General features: G+C 63.6%; 15 protein-coding genes. 11 read left to right on the plus strand and 4 right to left on the minus strand.

Features of this window, described 5'->3' with window-relative positions; translation table 11 throughout:
• Window position 1: 1 nt before the first annotated feature.
• Window positions 2-1,045 (minus strand): substrate-binding domain-containing protein, encoded by a 1,044-nt coding sequence (locus C1H69_RS13805; protein WP_102653967.1) that lies wholly within the window; start codon window positions 1,043-1,045, stop codon window positions 2-4.
• A 238-nt stretch (window positions 1,046-1,283) separates the two neighbouring features.
• Window positions 1,284-1,796, minus strand: a complete 513-nt coding sequence (locus C1H69_RS13810; protein WP_102653968.1) for a hypothetical protein — start codon at window positions 1,794-1,796, stop codon at window positions 1,284-1,286.
• Window positions 1,797-2,400: 604 nt separating this feature from the next.
• Here C1H69_RS13810 and C1H69_RS13815 point away from each other — a divergent pair.
• Entirely contained in the window at window positions 2,401-2,754 is a 354-nt protein-coding gene (locus tag C1H69_RS13815) for a DUF1428 domain-containing protein (protein WP_102653969.1), read from the plus strand.
• On the opposite strand, the gene C1H69_RS13820 is transcribed toward C1H69_RS13815, so the two are convergent.
• A complete protein-coding gene (locus tag C1H69_RS13820; protein ID WP_102653970.1) occupies window positions 2,721-3,980 on the minus strand; it encodes a glycosyltransferase in 1,260 nt (419 codons plus the stop codon). The genes C1H69_RS13815 and C1H69_RS13820 overlap by 34 nt on opposite strands.
• A gap of 110 nt (window positions 3,981-4,090) precedes the next feature.
• Window positions 4,091-4,564, minus strand: coding sequence for a GNAT family N-acetyltransferase (locus tag C1H69_RS13825; protein WP_102653971.1), 474 nt, complete (start codon window positions 4,562-4,564; stop codon window positions 4,091-4,093).
• Window positions 4,565-4,935: 371 nt separating this feature from the next.
• Here C1H69_RS13825 and C1H69_RS13830 point away from each other — a divergent pair, with 371 nt between their 5' ends.
• From C1H69_RS13830 to phnG, 10 genes are all read left to right on the plus strand, one after another.
• Window positions 4,936-5,922, plus strand: a complete 987-nt coding sequence (locus C1H69_RS13830) for an ABC transporter substrate-binding protein (protein WP_102654142.1) — start codon at window positions 4,936-4,938, stop codon at window positions 5,920-5,922.
• A gap of 2 nt (window positions 5,923-5,924) precedes the next feature.
• Window positions 5,925-7,625, plus strand: a complete 1,701-nt coding sequence (locus tag C1H69_RS13835; protein WP_102653972.1) for an ABC transporter permease — start codon at window positions 5,925-5,927, stop codon at window positions 7,623-7,625.
• Window positions 7,613-8,644 (plus strand): ABC transporter ATP-binding protein, encoded by a 1,032-nt coding sequence (locus C1H69_RS13840; RefSeq protein ID WP_102653973.1) that lies wholly within the window; start codon window positions 7,613-7,615, stop codon window positions 8,642-8,644. Before C1H69_RS13835 ends, C1H69_RS13840 begins: the two co-directional genes overlap by 13 nt.
• Before the next feature lie 110 nt (window positions 8,645-8,754).
• Window positions 8,755-9,582, plus strand: a complete 828-nt coding sequence (phnX, locus tag C1H69_RS13845) for a phosphonoacetaldehyde hydrolase (protein WP_205738485.1) — start codon at window positions 8,755-8,757, stop codon at window positions 9,580-9,582.
• Window positions 9,583-9,853: 271 nt separating this feature from the next.
• Window positions 9,854-10,672, plus strand: a complete 819-nt coding sequence (phnC, locus tag C1H69_RS13850) for a phosphonate ABC transporter ATP-binding protein (protein WP_102653974.1) — start codon at window positions 9,854-9,856, stop codon at window positions 10,670-10,672.
• 49 nt (window positions 10,673-10,721) lie between these two features.
• Entirely contained in the window at window positions 10,722-11,636 is a 915-nt protein-coding gene (gene phnD / locus C1H69_RS13855) for a phosphonate ABC transporter substrate-binding protein (RefSeq protein ID WP_165789482.1), read from the plus strand.
• Between the two features lie 72 nt (window positions 11,637-11,708).
• The gene (gene phnE, locus C1H69_RS13860) at window positions 11,709-12,593 is read left to right on the plus strand and encodes a phosphonate ABC transporter, permease protein PhnE (protein ID WP_102653976.1); all 885 of its coding nucleotides are present in this window, start codon (window positions 11,709-11,711) and stop codon (window positions 12,591-12,593) included.
• Window positions 12,590-13,441 carry a phosphonate ABC transporter, permease protein PhnE gene (phnE, locus tag C1H69_RS13865; protein WP_205738486.1) on the plus strand — a complete coding sequence of 284 codons (852 nt, stop codon included), beginning with the start codon at window positions 12,590-12,592 and terminating at the stop codon, window positions 13,439-13,441. The genes phnE (C1H69_RS13860) and phnE (C1H69_RS13865) overlap by 4 nt, the downstream gene beginning before the upstream one ends.
• 26 nt (window positions 13,442-13,467) lie before the next feature.
• Window positions 13,468-14,220, plus strand: coding sequence for a phosphonate metabolism transcriptional regulator PhnF (phnF, locus tag C1H69_RS13870; RefSeq protein ID WP_102653977.1), 753 nt, complete (start codon window positions 13,468-13,470; stop codon window positions 14,218-14,220).
• On the plus strand, window positions 14,217-14,648 hold the full coding sequence (phnG, locus tag C1H69_RS13875) for a phosphonate C-P lyase system protein PhnG (protein WP_102653978.1): 432 nt from the start codon (window positions 14,217-14,219) through the stop codon (window positions 14,646-14,648). The genes phnF and phnG overlap by 4 nt, the downstream gene beginning before the upstream one ends.

Genomic DNA, 14,648 nt, shown 5'->3' on the forward strand with positions numbered 1-14,648 from the left:
ATCACCTGCGTTGAGTGGGAGAGGTCGAAGGGAATGGGGCGGCGGAGCCAGGCGTCGGAGGCCCGACGCTGTCGCCCTGGCGCAATGCATGGGACAGTCTTTCCCTCGTCGGGCTTTCGCCCTTGATCATGGCGAGCAGGGTGTTCACCGCCGCTTGCCCGATCGCCGCGCGAGGTTGCACGACGCTGCACAGGGATGGGTTCAGCAAAGCGCCCAGCGCGATGCCGTCGAAACCGACCACCGAGATATCCGCCGGGATCGAGAAACCGGCGCGTTGCAGATCGCCCATCAGGCTGATGGCCAGCATGTCGTTGGTGCAGAGCAGGGCGGTGAGTCGCTCGCTGCCGTACAGGTGCGGCTCGAGTACCGCCAGATCGGCATGCGTGTGGCGGGGCATCTCGATCAAGGGCAGCGGTGGCAGGCGGTGCGCCCGCATGGCCTGGCAGTAGCCTTCGTAGCGCAGCCGCGCGCGGTCGGATTGCAGTACCGGGCCGGCGATCATGCCGATGCGTCGGTGCCCCAGGTCGAGCAGATGGGTGGTGGCGTCGGCCATTGCCGCGCGGTTGTCGACGCTGATGGACGGCGTATCGGCATTCGCTGGCTGGTTGTAGACCAGCAGGCAGGGCACCGACTCCTTGCCCAGCTTGTCCAGCACGTCGTTGCTGTCGGCCTCGGCCACGGTGAGGATCAGTCCGTCGACACGCTGGCGCAACATCTCCTCGACGATCTCGGCTTCCTTGCTGGCGTCATACCCGGTGGTGGTGATCAACAGCGAATAGCCGGCCTGGCGCGCGGCGGTCTCCATGGCCTGCAACTGCTCGGCGAAGACCGGGTTGTCGAGGCTGGGAACCAGCACGCCGAGGATCCTGGTGGACCTGGTGCGCAGTTGCTGGGCAACCCGGTTGGGACGGAAGGCGAGGCGACGTGCCGCCTCCAGCACTCTCCTCCTGGTTTCCGAACGCAGCAGCTCGGGTTGCGAGAAGGCCCGGGCAGCCGTCGCCCGGGACACGCCGGCCAGTTTTGCCACGCTGAGCAGGTCCGCCATGTCGTTCGCTCACCCTCGAATCCGTGGAATGATATCGATCTCATTACGGCAGACTGTACGGGGCCAGGATGTCGGTTACGTGGCGGTTATGTGATCGTTTCGGGTTCCGCGAGGTGGGGGCGGTCAGCCTCTGTGGACTGAATGGCGACCCACACCAGACGGTGCTCGGCCATCTCGGCGAGTCTGGTGGCGATGGTCGTGTGTATCGAATGAGACCCGTCCAGCAGGACGAACAGGGTCAAGCGGCATACAACGGCAGCAGGAAACTGATCAGGATGATGATGCCGATGCCCAGCACGAATTGGAGTGGTACGCCGTCTTTTTCGGGTGGCAATTCCTCTTTGAGTATGTTCAGCATCATCCCTCCGGCGAGTGCCGCGAACATGAAGGCGGCGATTGGATAGCGATGCGGTGCCACCAGCCCGGCCGCCCAGCCGAGCAGGACCGCTCCCGCCAGGATCCATCGGTCAAATGCGAGATGCTTGCGCTGGCCGAGAAAGAGGCGGTCATTCATATAGAAATGCAGGCTCAACGCCGCCGTATAGGCCATCAGCCAAACTCCTCCCCGATCGGCATAGTTGGCCAGAACGAAGCCACCAGTCGCGCTGTAGAGCGCAAATCCGCCGATATGCAGCCAAGCCGCAGCGTATTTCTGGCGGCGGGCGTCAAGGCGGGTGACGCTGACTTCGAGCAGATAGTAGAGGCAAAGCCCCGCCATGGTGATGACGAAGACAAGCCGTTCGACCGGCATCTGCTCGCGCGCGTTGTCCTGCCATGTCGAAAGCGTGGGCAGAACGATGATGAAGATTATAACCCACCCCGACTCCGCCAGCGAAGGACCGCATCCTGGTCGGTGCGCTCCGCGTTGCGCCGCCCGCCAGGTGTGAACCCGCCAGAGTGAGTGCCGCCAATGCCGACCAGATCCAGATCATGCGAACGTTGCGGATCCCGCGCTCACGGCGCGAAACCCCAGGTCGAATTAGAGACAATCCCGCAAGACAGAGAGTCGGGGGCGTTCGGCGGATGCGAAGCGGCTGAACGGAATGGATTCAAGAAACGGCTCCGGCGAAAGTGACAAGGGGAAATGATAGCCAGCGGTGCCAAACAGGGGGCTTGAGACAACCCTACCCCCAAGTGCAGCATAGCGTCGAAGACGACACCGCACTACGACCTTCTCATCAGCACCTTTCGCTTGCCGTTATTCCGGCCATCGCCGAATCGGCGCGTGGAATACATCGTTCCCCTGTCGATTTTCTCCTTGCTCGTACGAGTGACAGGCACGCACTCATGAATTGCCCGAAGACGTATATGCTGATGAAGAAGCGTGCCCGAAAGCGAGAATCAGGAGAACGGTCATGACCTATGTGGATGGATTCGTTGCCGCGGTGCCTACCGCCGACAAGGCGCGATACATCGAGCACGCCCGCGATGCGGCCGTGGTGTTCAAGGAGAACGGTGCCCTGAAAGTAGTGGAGTGCTGGGGCGATGACGTGCCCGAGGGAAAGGTCACTTCCTTCCCCATGGCAGTGAAGTGCCAGCCCGATGAGACCGTCATCTTCTCGTGGCTGGTCTGGCCCTCCCGGCAGGTGCGGGACGAGGCCATGCCGAGAGTCATGGAAGACCCGCGCCTCCAGCCGGACGTCAACCCCATGCCGTTCGATGGCAAACGGTTGATCTATGGCGGTTTCGAGGTCGTCGTCGACGAGTGACAGGAATTGCAGCAGGAAGCCGTCGCACCCGGCATGGCGGAGACCGCCATGGTGGTATTGCCTTCGGCGTTTCTCCTGGCACAGACCTGCGCATAGAGCACGGCGAGTTCGGCGGCCTTGGCGTCCTCGTGCCAGCCCGCCGCGTAGGCCACGGCGCGGCACGACAGCTCGCTACGCAACGCGTTGTCCCCTAGCAGCCGGTTCACCTTGGCGGCGAAGTCGTCGAGATCCTCGTCGGCGATCAGGCAGCCCTCGCCATCCACCAGCACGTCGCGGGTGCCCATCATGGCGGTGGAGACCACCGGGGTGCCCAGCGCCATGGCTTCCAGCAGCACCAATCCCTGGGTCTCGGTGCGCGAGGCGAAGACGAAGGCGTCGGCGGCGCGGTAGGCGGCCTGCAACTGGCCGTGGCGGTCCAGGTAGCCGAGGAAGCGTACGGCATACTCCATGCCGATCTGTCGTGCCCGGCGCGCCAGCTCGGCCCGGGCCGGGCCCTCGCCGGTGACGATCAGGCGTGTGTCGGGATGTTCGGCGAGTACCCGGGGCAGAAGATCGATCAGGAAGGCGATGTTCTTCTCGAAGGCGAGGCGCCCGACGAACAGCAGCAGGCGGGCGTTGTCCGGCAGGTCGTAGTGGGTACGAAAATCCACTTCCTTGGTGGGACGGCTGAAACGCTCCAGCGCCAGGCCGGTGGGGATCACCACCATGGGCGTCTTGACGCCATAGCGTTCCAGCGTCTCGCGCATGGCCCGGGAGGGAGCCACCAGCGCCTCGAGCCGGCGGCACTGCCGCACCGAGAGGCGCCGGGCGACGAAGCGTAGCCAACTGCTGGGCACGCCGCGCACATAGTGGGGCAGGTATTCCTCGAACAGAGTGTGGTAAGTGGCCAGGACGGGGAGGCGCAGCCGTCGCGCCAGCGCCATGCCGGCATAGTGGGCGACGAAGGGGGTATGGATGTGCACCAGGTCGAAGCGCTCCTTGGCGAGCCGAGGCGCCAGCGCCATCACGTTGCGGTAGTGCATCATGCGGTCCTCGGGAGAGCCCGGCACGCCGCGCGAGGCGATGCGCAGCACGTCCGGCTCGTCCACCTGCCCCACGGGATAGTCGGGGCAGATCAGGGTGACCGAATGGCCGAGACGTTCCAGGGCGTCGCGGAAGCTGGCGATGGAGGTGGCGACGCCGTTGATGCGCGGAAAGTAGACGTCGGTGAGCATCAATATCTTCATGGGGCAGACTCGGCAAGGCGGCTGACCCCGCCATCCTGAGCCACCACGGTGACGCCATGGTGACAGTGCGGCGCTTTTTTCCCCGGTTTTCAGGAGGGACAGGCTCGCACTCATACTTCCCGGGGAAAGTGGTTTTGTCGTGCCGTGGAGCGAATCACATAGCCTTGCTTGGCATCGCCCGAGAACCCGCAGGCACGGTAAAAGGCGTGGGTCGTGGCCTCCTCGGAGCCTGTCAACAGCATCACCTTGTAGCAGCCACGGCTCCAGGCGTGTTCCAAGGCATGGTTCAGGAGGCGCTTGCCAATCCCTTGGTTGCGGTGGCTGGCACGGGTGACGACGTTCTCGATCAACGCATAGGGGCGACCGCCCCGCGTGAGGTTGGAAATGACGTTGAGATAGCAGGTCGCGAGTAGCTGACCGCCCGCTTCGACGACGAGCAATGTGAGGTCGGTGTGGCCGGTGATCCGCTCGAAAGCGTCCAGCGTATGGGCATCGGGGGCGGGATCGTCGGGATTGAGCTCCCGCAAGAGGTCGCAGAGCGGTTCGTAATCGGCGGCCTGTGCCTCTCTGATGGTGACGTGCATCTTCTCAATCCCCCGTGCGTTTGCCGCTTTTGCGGTCGAAGGGATGCAGCGCCTCTCGGGTGACATGAAAACGCAGCGTCTCGCCTTCGGCCACCGTGGGCTGGTGCTACCTGCCGAGGACCAGTGTCTTGAGGGTGATAGGCGGCATGGTGCGCTCCTTGAGTGGTGTCGATCACGCGGCCTCTGCGTCCGGTTCCATCTCGCGGGCACACCACGATGGCCATACGCTAGGCGGGCAAGATGACGCTGGAGTTACCTATGAGTGAAAGCTGAATGAAGCCTGAATGGTGACCTCGAAGTCGTGACGTCATATTGCTGTAAGGCTGTGGCACTAACGTGGGGCTGCTCATCCGACAGGAGACAGTCCCATGATGCTTCGCCCCTCTCGCTCGACGCTGGCCGTGGTACTGACCAGTGGCACCTTGCTGACCTGCGCCGTGGCCCAGGCCGACTCCCTGGTGCTCTATACCAGCCAGCCCAACAGCGATGCCCAGCAGACGGTGGATGCCTTCCAGGCCGCCCACCCCGGGATCGAGGTGGAGTGGGTGCGCGACGGCACTCCACGGCTGATGACCCGCCTGCGCTCCGAGCTGCAGGCGGGAGTCGCCAAGCCCGACGTACTCCTTATCGCCGACAGTGTGACCATGGAATCGCTCAAGCGGGAAGGGCACCTGCAGCCCTATCTCAGTGACGCCCGCGACGGCTATGCCCCCGAGCTGTATGACGCCGAGGGTTACTACTACGGTACCAAGCTGATCACCACCGGGATCGTCTACCACACCCGTGCCGAGCATGCCCCAGGGAGCTGGCGGGAGCTGGCTTCGCCGGACTATGCCGGGCAAGTGACCATGCCCAGCCCGCTCTACTCCGGTGCGGCGCTGATCCACTTGGCAGCCGTGACCGATTCACCGACGCTGGGCTGGGACTACTACGAAGCGCTGGCCGACAACCGTACCGAGGCCCAGGGTGGCAACGGGGGAGTATTCAATGACGTGGCGTCCGGTGCCAAGCCCTATGGCATCGTCGTCGACTACCTGCCGATCCGCGAAGCGGTCAAGGGCTCGCCGGTGGCGTTCGTGTTTCCCGAGGAGGGCGTCAGCGCGGTGACCGAGCCGGTCGCCATCCTCGAGCAGGCCGCCAATCCCGAGGCGGCGCGCAAGTTCGTCGATTTCCTGCTCTCCGAGGCGGGCCAGCAGTTGGTCAGCCGGCAGGGTTATCTGCCGGCCTTGGATGGTGTCGAGCCACCCGAAGGCTTCCCGGCCCGCGACGAGATCACTCTGATGCCGCTGGACGCGGCAAGGGCGCTGGAGAACGCCGAGGCTCAGCAGCGGCGCTTCAGCGAACTGTTCGGCGGCTGATCATGGCATCGGTCCTGTCTCACGGCGGCCAGCAGCGCCGGCTGTTTTCCCTGCTGCTGGTGCTGATCGTACTGCTCAGCCTTATCCCCAGTCTGCGACTGCTGCTGGAAGCGCTGAGCGATCTCGGGCAGGGCACCGGTTCGCCCCTGTGGCGGGTGCTCACCTCGACCAGCACCTGGCGCGCCTTGTGGCATAGCCTCTATACCTCCACCCTGGGCATGCTGCTCGCCCTGCTGCTGGGCGGGCTGTTTGCCTTTGTCATCACCCTCACCGACGTGCGCGGCAAGCCATGGCTGGTGTTCTGTTTCATGCTGCCGATGATGATTCCGCCCCAGGTCACCGCGCTGAGCTGGCTGCAGCTGTCCGGGCCGGCCAGCCCATTGCTCAACAGTCTGGGTATCGCCCCGGCGCTGGGTAGTCCCCAACCGCTCTACTCGGCGGGGGGCATCGCCCTGCTGCTGGGTATCCAGAGTGCGCCGCTGGTGTTTCTGGCGCTGCGCACCAGCCTGCTGTCGCTGCCCCGCGAGCTGATCGAGGCGGCGAGGATCAGTGGTGCAAGCCAGGCCCAGGTGTGGGGACACATGATCCTGCCGATCACTCGCAGCGGACTGATCGTCGGTGGCGCCATGGCCTTCATCTCCAGCCTCGGCAACTTCGGCATTCCCGCCATGCTCGGCATTCCCGCCGGCTACCTTGTGCTGCCGACCCTGATCTACCAGCGCATGGCCAGCTTCGGCACCGGCGTGCTGGCGGAAATGGCGGCATTGTCGATGCTGATCGGCTTGCTGGCCCTGGCCGGTGTGGCGCTTCAACAGTTCCTGTCGGGACGCAGCCGTTTCGGCCTGGTAGGCCACAGCGGCCGCCCCCATGACTTCGCCCTGGGTCGCTGGCGTGGTGGAGTGGAGGCTGTTCTGGTAACCATGCTGGCCGTCATTCTTGTCGCGCCGCTGGCGGCCCTGGTGGTGAGTTCGCTGGTGCCGGCCATGGGCGTGCCACTGACCCCGGAGACAGTCTCGCTCGAGGCATTTCGCGAGATGCTCGGTCGCCAGGGAGTGACGCGGCGAGCCATGCGCAACAGCCTGGTGCTGGCCGGTGGTGCGGCGCTGATGCTGATGGCGCTCAGCCTACCGCTGGCCTATCACCTGCAGCGCCTGCCTCGGCGTTGGCAGGGACTGACACTGAGCGCCATCGAGGTGCCCTACGCGCTGCCCGGCGTGGTGCTGGCGGTTGCCTGCATCCTGTTGTTCGTGCGCCCTCTGCCGATCGTCCAGGTCACACTCTACGGCACCCTGGGATTGATCTTCGTTGCCTATCTGGCGCGCTTTCTGGTGGTGTGTCTCAAACCGGTGGTCGCCAGCCTCGCTCAGCTGGACCCCTCGCTGGAGGAGGCCGCCCAACTGGCCGGTGCCGGTCCCTGGCGGCGTCTGGCGGGCATCATTTTCCCGCTGATGGCTCCGGCACTGTTCGCCGGTGGCATCCTGGTTTTCCTGCTGGCGGTCAACGAGCTTACCGTATCGGCGCTGCTGTGGAGTGCCGGCAACGAGACCCTGGGCGTACTGATCTTCAATCTCGACGAAGGCGGAGAGAGCGTGCTGGCTTCGGCGCTGGCGGTACTGGTCGTGGCCCTGGTCGCCGGCCTGATGCTGGCGCTGAATCTGCTGGCGGCTTGGCTACCCAAGGGAGTGATTCCATGGAAGGCCTGAGCATCGAGGGTGTCGGCAAGCGCTTCGGCGACCAGCATGCCGTGCGTTCATTGTCGCTTGAGATCGAGCCCGGCGAGTTCGTCGCCCTGCTGGGCCCCAGCGGCTGTGGCAAGACCACCATGCTGCGCATGCTGGCCGGCTTCGAACGGGTCTCGGCGGGGCGGATAGCCCTGGGCGGACGCCTGTGGGCCGATACCACCCATCACCTGCCACCCGAACAGCGCAACATGGGCATGGTATTCCAGAGCTATGCGCTATGGCCGCACATGAACGTGGCCGACAATGTTGGCTACCCGGTGAAGTTGCGCGGCATCGGCGGCAACGACTACCGGCGGCGAGTGCGCGAGGCCCTGGCGCTGGTGCGACTCGAGGCCTACGCCGAGCGCAGCCCTCAGGAGCTCAGCGGCGGCCAGCGGCAGCGGGTGGCCCTTGCCCGCTGCCTGGTCACCTCGCCCTCGGTGGTACTGCTCGACGAGCCGCTGGCCAATCTCGACCGTCACCTGCGCGCCTCGATGGAGGAGTGCTTTCGCGATTTCCACCATCGCACCGGGGCTACCCTGGTCTACGTCACCCATGACCAGAGCGAGGCGATGTCGCTGGCCGATCGGATCGCCGTGATGAAGGCGGGGGAGCTGGTGCAGTGGGCCACTCCCGAGACACTCTACCGTCAGCCGCGCAGCGAATGGCTGGCGGGCTTCATCGGCGATGGCAGTGTCCTGTCGCTGCCCGGCGGCACCCCGGGGCAGGTATTGGCGACTGACATGCTGATGTCGCTGGCAAGCCAGGCCAGCGGGGCGGGCCATCAGCCGGTGCTGGTGCGCCCGGAACACGTCCAACTGGGGGAGCAGGGGCTGAACGCCCGGGTCGAGCGCAGCATCTTTCGCGGCGAGCGCTACGAACTGAGCCTGCGCCTGGCGGACCTGACGCCGCTGGTGGCCTATTCCCCACGCGCCATCGCCGAGGGTAGCGAGGTCAAGGCGATGCTGACCCAGGGCTGGTGCCTGGAGGCTGACGCATGACGCATCGGAACTGTGGCGGCTTCGATCGGAAGGCCGTGGCGGCGATACCGGTGGAATGGCATGACAGCGACCTCGGTCACGACCGAACCCACTGCCTAAGGAGACCTATCATGTACCACTATCAACGCAGCTACCGTGGGCCGATTCGTGCCCTGATCATGGACCTGGCCGGAACCTGTGTGGACTTCGGTTCCACGGCCCCCATCCATGCCTTCAAGCAGCTTTTCGCCGACAACGGCGTGATGATCTCCGGTGTCGAGGCGCGTGCTCCCATGGGTAGCGAGAAGCGTGAGCATATTCGTGCCCTGCTGGCCATGCCGCGCATCGCCGAGGCCTGGCGAAGTACCCACGGCAGCGCCGCCGGCAAGGCCGACATCGACCGGCTCTATCGCGACTTCGTGCCGGTGCAGGTGGCGGCCATAGCCGAGCGGGCCCGGGCCATAGCGGGGCTTTCGGATCTGCTCGAGTACTGTCATCGCAGGGGGATACGGGTCGGAGTCAATACCGGCTACGGGCGGGAAATGATCGAGGGGCTGCTGTCGGCTCTGGCCGATCAGGGTTTCATGCCGGAATCGGTGGTCTGTGCCACCGATGTGGCGGCCGGGCGGCCCGCGCCTCACATGTGTCTGCAGGGTGCCATGGAGCTCGAGGCGCCCTGCGTGCAGGCGTGCGTCAAGGTCGACGATACCGTCGTGGGTATCGAGGAGGGGCTCAATGCCGGCATGTGGAGTATCGGCGTGGCGGTTTCCGGCAATGCCGTGGGCCTGAGCCTGGAGGCCTGGCGGGTATTGCCCGAACCTGAACGGCAGGTGCTGCGTGAACGGGCCCACCAGCGGCTGCGTTCGGCCGGGGCCCATGCGGTCATCGACTCCATCGCCGAGTTGCCGGACCTGCTGATCGAACTCGACGGCCGCCTGGCTCGCGGTGAGCGCCCGTAAGGCCGATGGCTTGATGCTGCCTCTTCCGTTGTTTCCATGATTTCAAGTATGTCATTCCGATGACAAAACCCATCTGGGGTAGATGCCGAATTCTCTACCCCTTTGTTTTATTGTTGATCCTGTTTTTTCCGCAAGAAATGCCAGCTGTTTCGGCAGGTAATTGTTCACGGTAATGAAATTATCTAGACAAGTCCTCTTCATCTGCCCCCCGTAATCTTGATCACAACAAACCACTGCATGACGCCATGCAAACCGGAAAGGGGTAAGGGCGATGCTACGAGTGGAAGGTGTCAGTAAATGCTTCGGCAAGACACGTGTGATTCATGATCTTCGCTTCGAGGTTCCCGAAGGCCAGATGGTCGGCGTTATCGGCCGATCCGGTGCGGGTAAATCGACGCTTCTGAGGATGGTCAATCAATTGACCGATGTCTCTGAGGGCATCATCACCTTCGGCGGAAGGCAGGTCAGCCAGTTGAAGGGAAAGTCGCTCCGCCGATGGCGGGGGCAGACGGCAATGATCTTCCAGCAATTCAACCTGATACCGCGCCTGGATGTGATCACCAATGTGCTTATGGGAAGGATATCCCACCACGCTACCCTGCCATCAATGTTCAAGGTTTTCACCCGCGAGGAGAAGGCGCAGGCGATCCAGGCCCTCGAACAGCTCGACATGGCTGACAAGGCACTGCAGCGAGCCGGCAACCTGTCCGGTGGTCAGCAGCAGAGAGTCGCCATCGCCAGAGCGATGATGCAGAAGCCTCGCATCATGCTTGCCGATGAACCGATTGCTTCGCTCGATCCGCGCAGCGCCGCGATGGTAATGGACTCGCTCAAGCACATCAACCAGTCACAGGGTATTACCGTGATGTGCAACCTCCACTCGTTGGAAACGGCGCGCCAATATTGCGATCGTGTGATCGGAATGCTTCATGGCGAAGTGGTCTTCGATGGCTCTCCACAGCAGCTTGATCGTGACTCAGTGCAGAGAATATATGGCATTGAAGATGGTGAGAAAGATGTGAATGAAAGTGTCACCTCTGGTGAGGTCTGGTCACGGCAGGGGCCTGACAATGTCGCCGCCTTTGCCTGATGTTCCTGCTTTGTTTGTACGGAAATTTCGATAATCCATGAGGCAAGAAATGAAACTGCATATGATCAAGACTACCCTGGCTACTGTCATGCTGGCCCCACTGGCTTTCACCGTGGCCCAGGCCGACTGGCGTGCCGACTATCCGATAGTGACCATGGGTGCCACCACCGTGGAGAACCAGGCCGCTACCATCGATCGCTTCCAGCCCCTTGCAGACTATTTCGAGGAGAAGCTGGGCATCGAGATGCGTATCCAGCAGGCCAACGACTATGCCGCTGTGGTGCAGGCCCTGACCGCCGGTCATGTTCACCTGGCTCGCCTGGGTGGATCGTCCTATGCGGCTGGCTGGATCGACAGCGATGGAGGTGTCGAGCCGCTGACGGTGCCGGCCGAGCTGGACGGTGAGCTGGGCTATCATTCGGTGTTGATCGTGCGCTCCGACAGCGACTACCACAACCTGGAAGACCTGGAAGGCAAATCCCTGGCCTGGGCCGACCCCAACTCCACCTCGGGCTACCTGGTGCCGTTGGTGAGTCTGCGTGAGGACGGTATCGAACCCAGCGATTTCTTCGGTAATACCGTCTTCTCCGGGGGGCATGAGCAGAGCGTGATTGGTGTACTCAACGGCTCCCTCGATTCCGCCTTCACCTGGACCTCCAAGGGGGACAATACCGGCCAGCTGCGCATGATGATGGATCGCGGCATGCTGGACCGCGAGGACATCCGGGTGATCTGGGAATCACCGCTGATTCCCAACCCACTCTATGCCGTTCCCAGCGACCTGCCCGAAGAGATGAAGCGGGACATCACCGAGTTCTTCCTGACCCTGCATGAGGAGCGTCCGGAGCTGGCCGATGCCGCCGCTTCCGGTCGTACCTCCGGTTTCGTGGTAGCCACCCATGAGATGTACCAGCCGATTCTCTCGGCGGTACAGGAACTGCGAGACTCCCGGCGCCAGCGCTAGTCGTCCTCGGGTTCGACCCCCGGCCGCCCAAGAGGATGCCTGCGAAAGGGCGGCCGGCAAAGGAGTCTCACAATGTCGACTCAGCATGACAATACCGGCTCCACGGCCTGGCAGAGCTTCCGGCGTCTCCAGCATCAGGCGCGAATAGAGAAGTACCGGGTCTGGCTACTGGGTGGTTCCGTGTTTCTGGCGCTGTTCATTACCTCTGCCTATCTCAGCCACTTCAGCCCCGGGAGGATCGCCGAAGGGCTGCCCAAGGTGCACGAGTACCTCGTCAAGATACTGCCGGAGCTTGGCGTCGCCACGTTTCGCGAGGACATGGCCTACTGGTTCTATGGCTTCCCCGGCTGGATGGTGCTGCTCGGCGAGACGCTGTTGATGGCCTATGTGGCCACGCTGCTGGGCACTCTTGGTGCCATCGTTCTCGGCTTCGTGGCGGCGCGCAACGTCAGCCCCGGTGCGTGGCTGACGGTACTGTCCCGGCGGGTGCTGGAAGTGGCGCGAACCGTCCCCGACCTGGTCTATGCGCTGATCTTCGTCTTCGCCTTCGGCCTTGGACCACTGGCCGGAATCCTGGCCATCGCGATCCACTCCATGGGGGCCTCGGGCAAGTTGTTCTCCGAGGCGATCGAAAACATCGACATGAAACCGCTCGATGGGCTCAGGAGTGTCGGTGCCGATTGGGTGCAGTGCATGCGCTTTGCCGTCTTTCCGCTGGTAGCGCCGAGCCTGATCTCTTACAGCCTGTGGCGCTTCGAAATCAATGTACGTACCGCCACGGTGATGGGCATCGTCGGTGCCGGCGGTATCGGTCAGGAACTGATCACCGCCATCCGCATGCTCTATTACGAGGATGTCAGCGCCCTGATCCTGCTTATCGTCGTCGCCGTGTCCCTCACAGACATGCTCTGCGAACGCATTCGGCATGGCTTCATCGGCAAGGAGAACTTCTCATGACGATTGCCCATCGTGCCGCCGGCCCCCTCACGGTGGCCATGGCAGAGCAGCGCTATCCCGAGATATTCGCCTTCAATGCCCGGCGCGGGATCGGTCTGGCGCTGGCCTGGGGCATACCTTTCGCGGTGCTGCTCTATGGCCTGGTGGTGTTCGATTTCTCACCGGTCAGGTTGTGGAACGGTCTGGGCCAGTTGGGGATGCTGATCAGATTCATGTTTCCCCCCTCCATTGATGGCGTGATGTGGGAGTTCATGAAAGCGATCTTCGAAACCCTGGCCATGGCCTTCATCGGCACCCTGTTCGCGGCCCTGATCGCGGTGCCCTTCGCCTTCCTGTCGGCGCGGAACGTGTTGCGTTTCAGCCCCGGGCGCTTCTTCGTGCGGCGCGGCATGGATTTTCTGCGCGGAGTGGACCAGCTGGTCTGGGCGCTGGTGTTCGTCAGGGCGGTGGGTCTGGGCCCCCTGGCAGGGGTGATGGCCATCATCATTTCCGATATCGGTACGCTGGCCAAGCTGTTCTCCGAAGCGGTGGAGGGAGCGGATCGCAAGCCCGGCGAGGGAGTCGCCGCCAACGGTGGCAACACCCTCCAGTGCGCCCGTTTCGGCATCCTGCCCCAGGTACTGCCGATGTTCATCTCCTCCACGCTCTACATCTTCGAGTCCAACATACGCAGCGCCACCATCCTCGGCATCGTGGGCGCCGGCGGCATCGGCTATCAGCTCTCCGAGCGCATTCGCGGGCATCACTGGGAGGAGGTCGCCACCATCCTGCTCATGATTCTGTTCACCGTCTATCTCATCGACTGGGTCTCCGGGAAGATCCGCAGCCGGTTGATCGAGGGGGCCTGAGCACACCAGAAGAGGTATCACGGAACATGTCTAGACAAAAGTCTCCCCCGGTCTATCGTCGCCTGGCCGACATCCTGGAAAGAGAGATCCGGCAACAGTATGGGCCAGGCGAGCTGTTGCCCTCCGAGAGCGAGCTGTCAGGTCGTTTTGACGTCAACCGGCATACCGTCCGGAGGGCGCTGGACGAGCTGGTAGCGGCGGGCATGGTGACCCGTCATCAGGGACGTGGCACCCAGGTCGTCGACCGGCGTCTCGACTATCCGGTCAGCGCCGACAGCAAGGTCACCCACAACCTGGCCGAGCTGGGCATGGCAACCGAGACACGCTGCCTGGCCCAGCAGTTGGCGGTGCCGCCGGAGTCGATCGCCCAGCGCTTCGTGCTGTCGGCCGGCGAGCCCCTGCTGTGCGTCGAAACCCTGCGCCATGTGGAGGCATCACCCCTGTTGCGACTGTGTCACTGGTTCGACCCGAGGCGCCTCCCCGACTGGCTGCGACGCTACCGTGGTGGCTCTACTCGGGCTTGCCTCGATCAGCACTACGGTCTGCGGCTTACCCGGCGGCGTGTACGCCTCGAAGCCGTCAGCGCGACGGCAGAGGATGCCCGCTGGTTGCAGTGTGCCTTGCATGCGCCGCTGCTGCAGCTGACCAGCGACAACATCGACCAGACCGGTGCCCTGGTGGAGGTATCGATCAGCCGAACCCGGGCCGACCGGATGGCTTATCACATCGATTTCTCGTCCACCAAGGACGCCTCCCCTATCGACGAGGTGGGTTCATGACGCAAATCCAACGCCAGCGTGTGCTGGCGCTGACGCCCCGGGAGCACCTGGAAACGCTTTGGGATGCCCTCGGCATTCGGGTCGACTACCGGCCGACCCGGGGACCGGAAACCGGAATGGCCATGGTTCGAGGCCGCATCGGCGGCACTGGCCGCACCTTCAATCTGGGGGAAATGACCCTGACCCGGGCCAGCATCGTCCTGATTGACGGTACCCCCGGAGATGGCTGGGTGCGTGGACGTGACAAGTCCCATGCCGAATTGATCGCCCTGGTCGATGCCTGTGCGCGCCATGAGCACTGGCAGCGGCGTATCGATGCAGAACTGATTGCACCGCTGGCCGATGAGTTGGCTGAGCGGCGTGAGGCAGCGTCGCGTACCGCCGCGTCCACGCGCGTCGATTTCTTCACCATGGTGCGAGGAGAGTGA

It is taken from the genome of Billgrantia endophytica (assembly GCF_002879615.1).
In the GTDB taxonomy this organism is placed as follows: domain Bacteria; phylum Pseudomonadota; class Gammaproteobacteria; order Pseudomonadales; family Halomonadaceae; genus Halomonas; species Halomonas endophytica.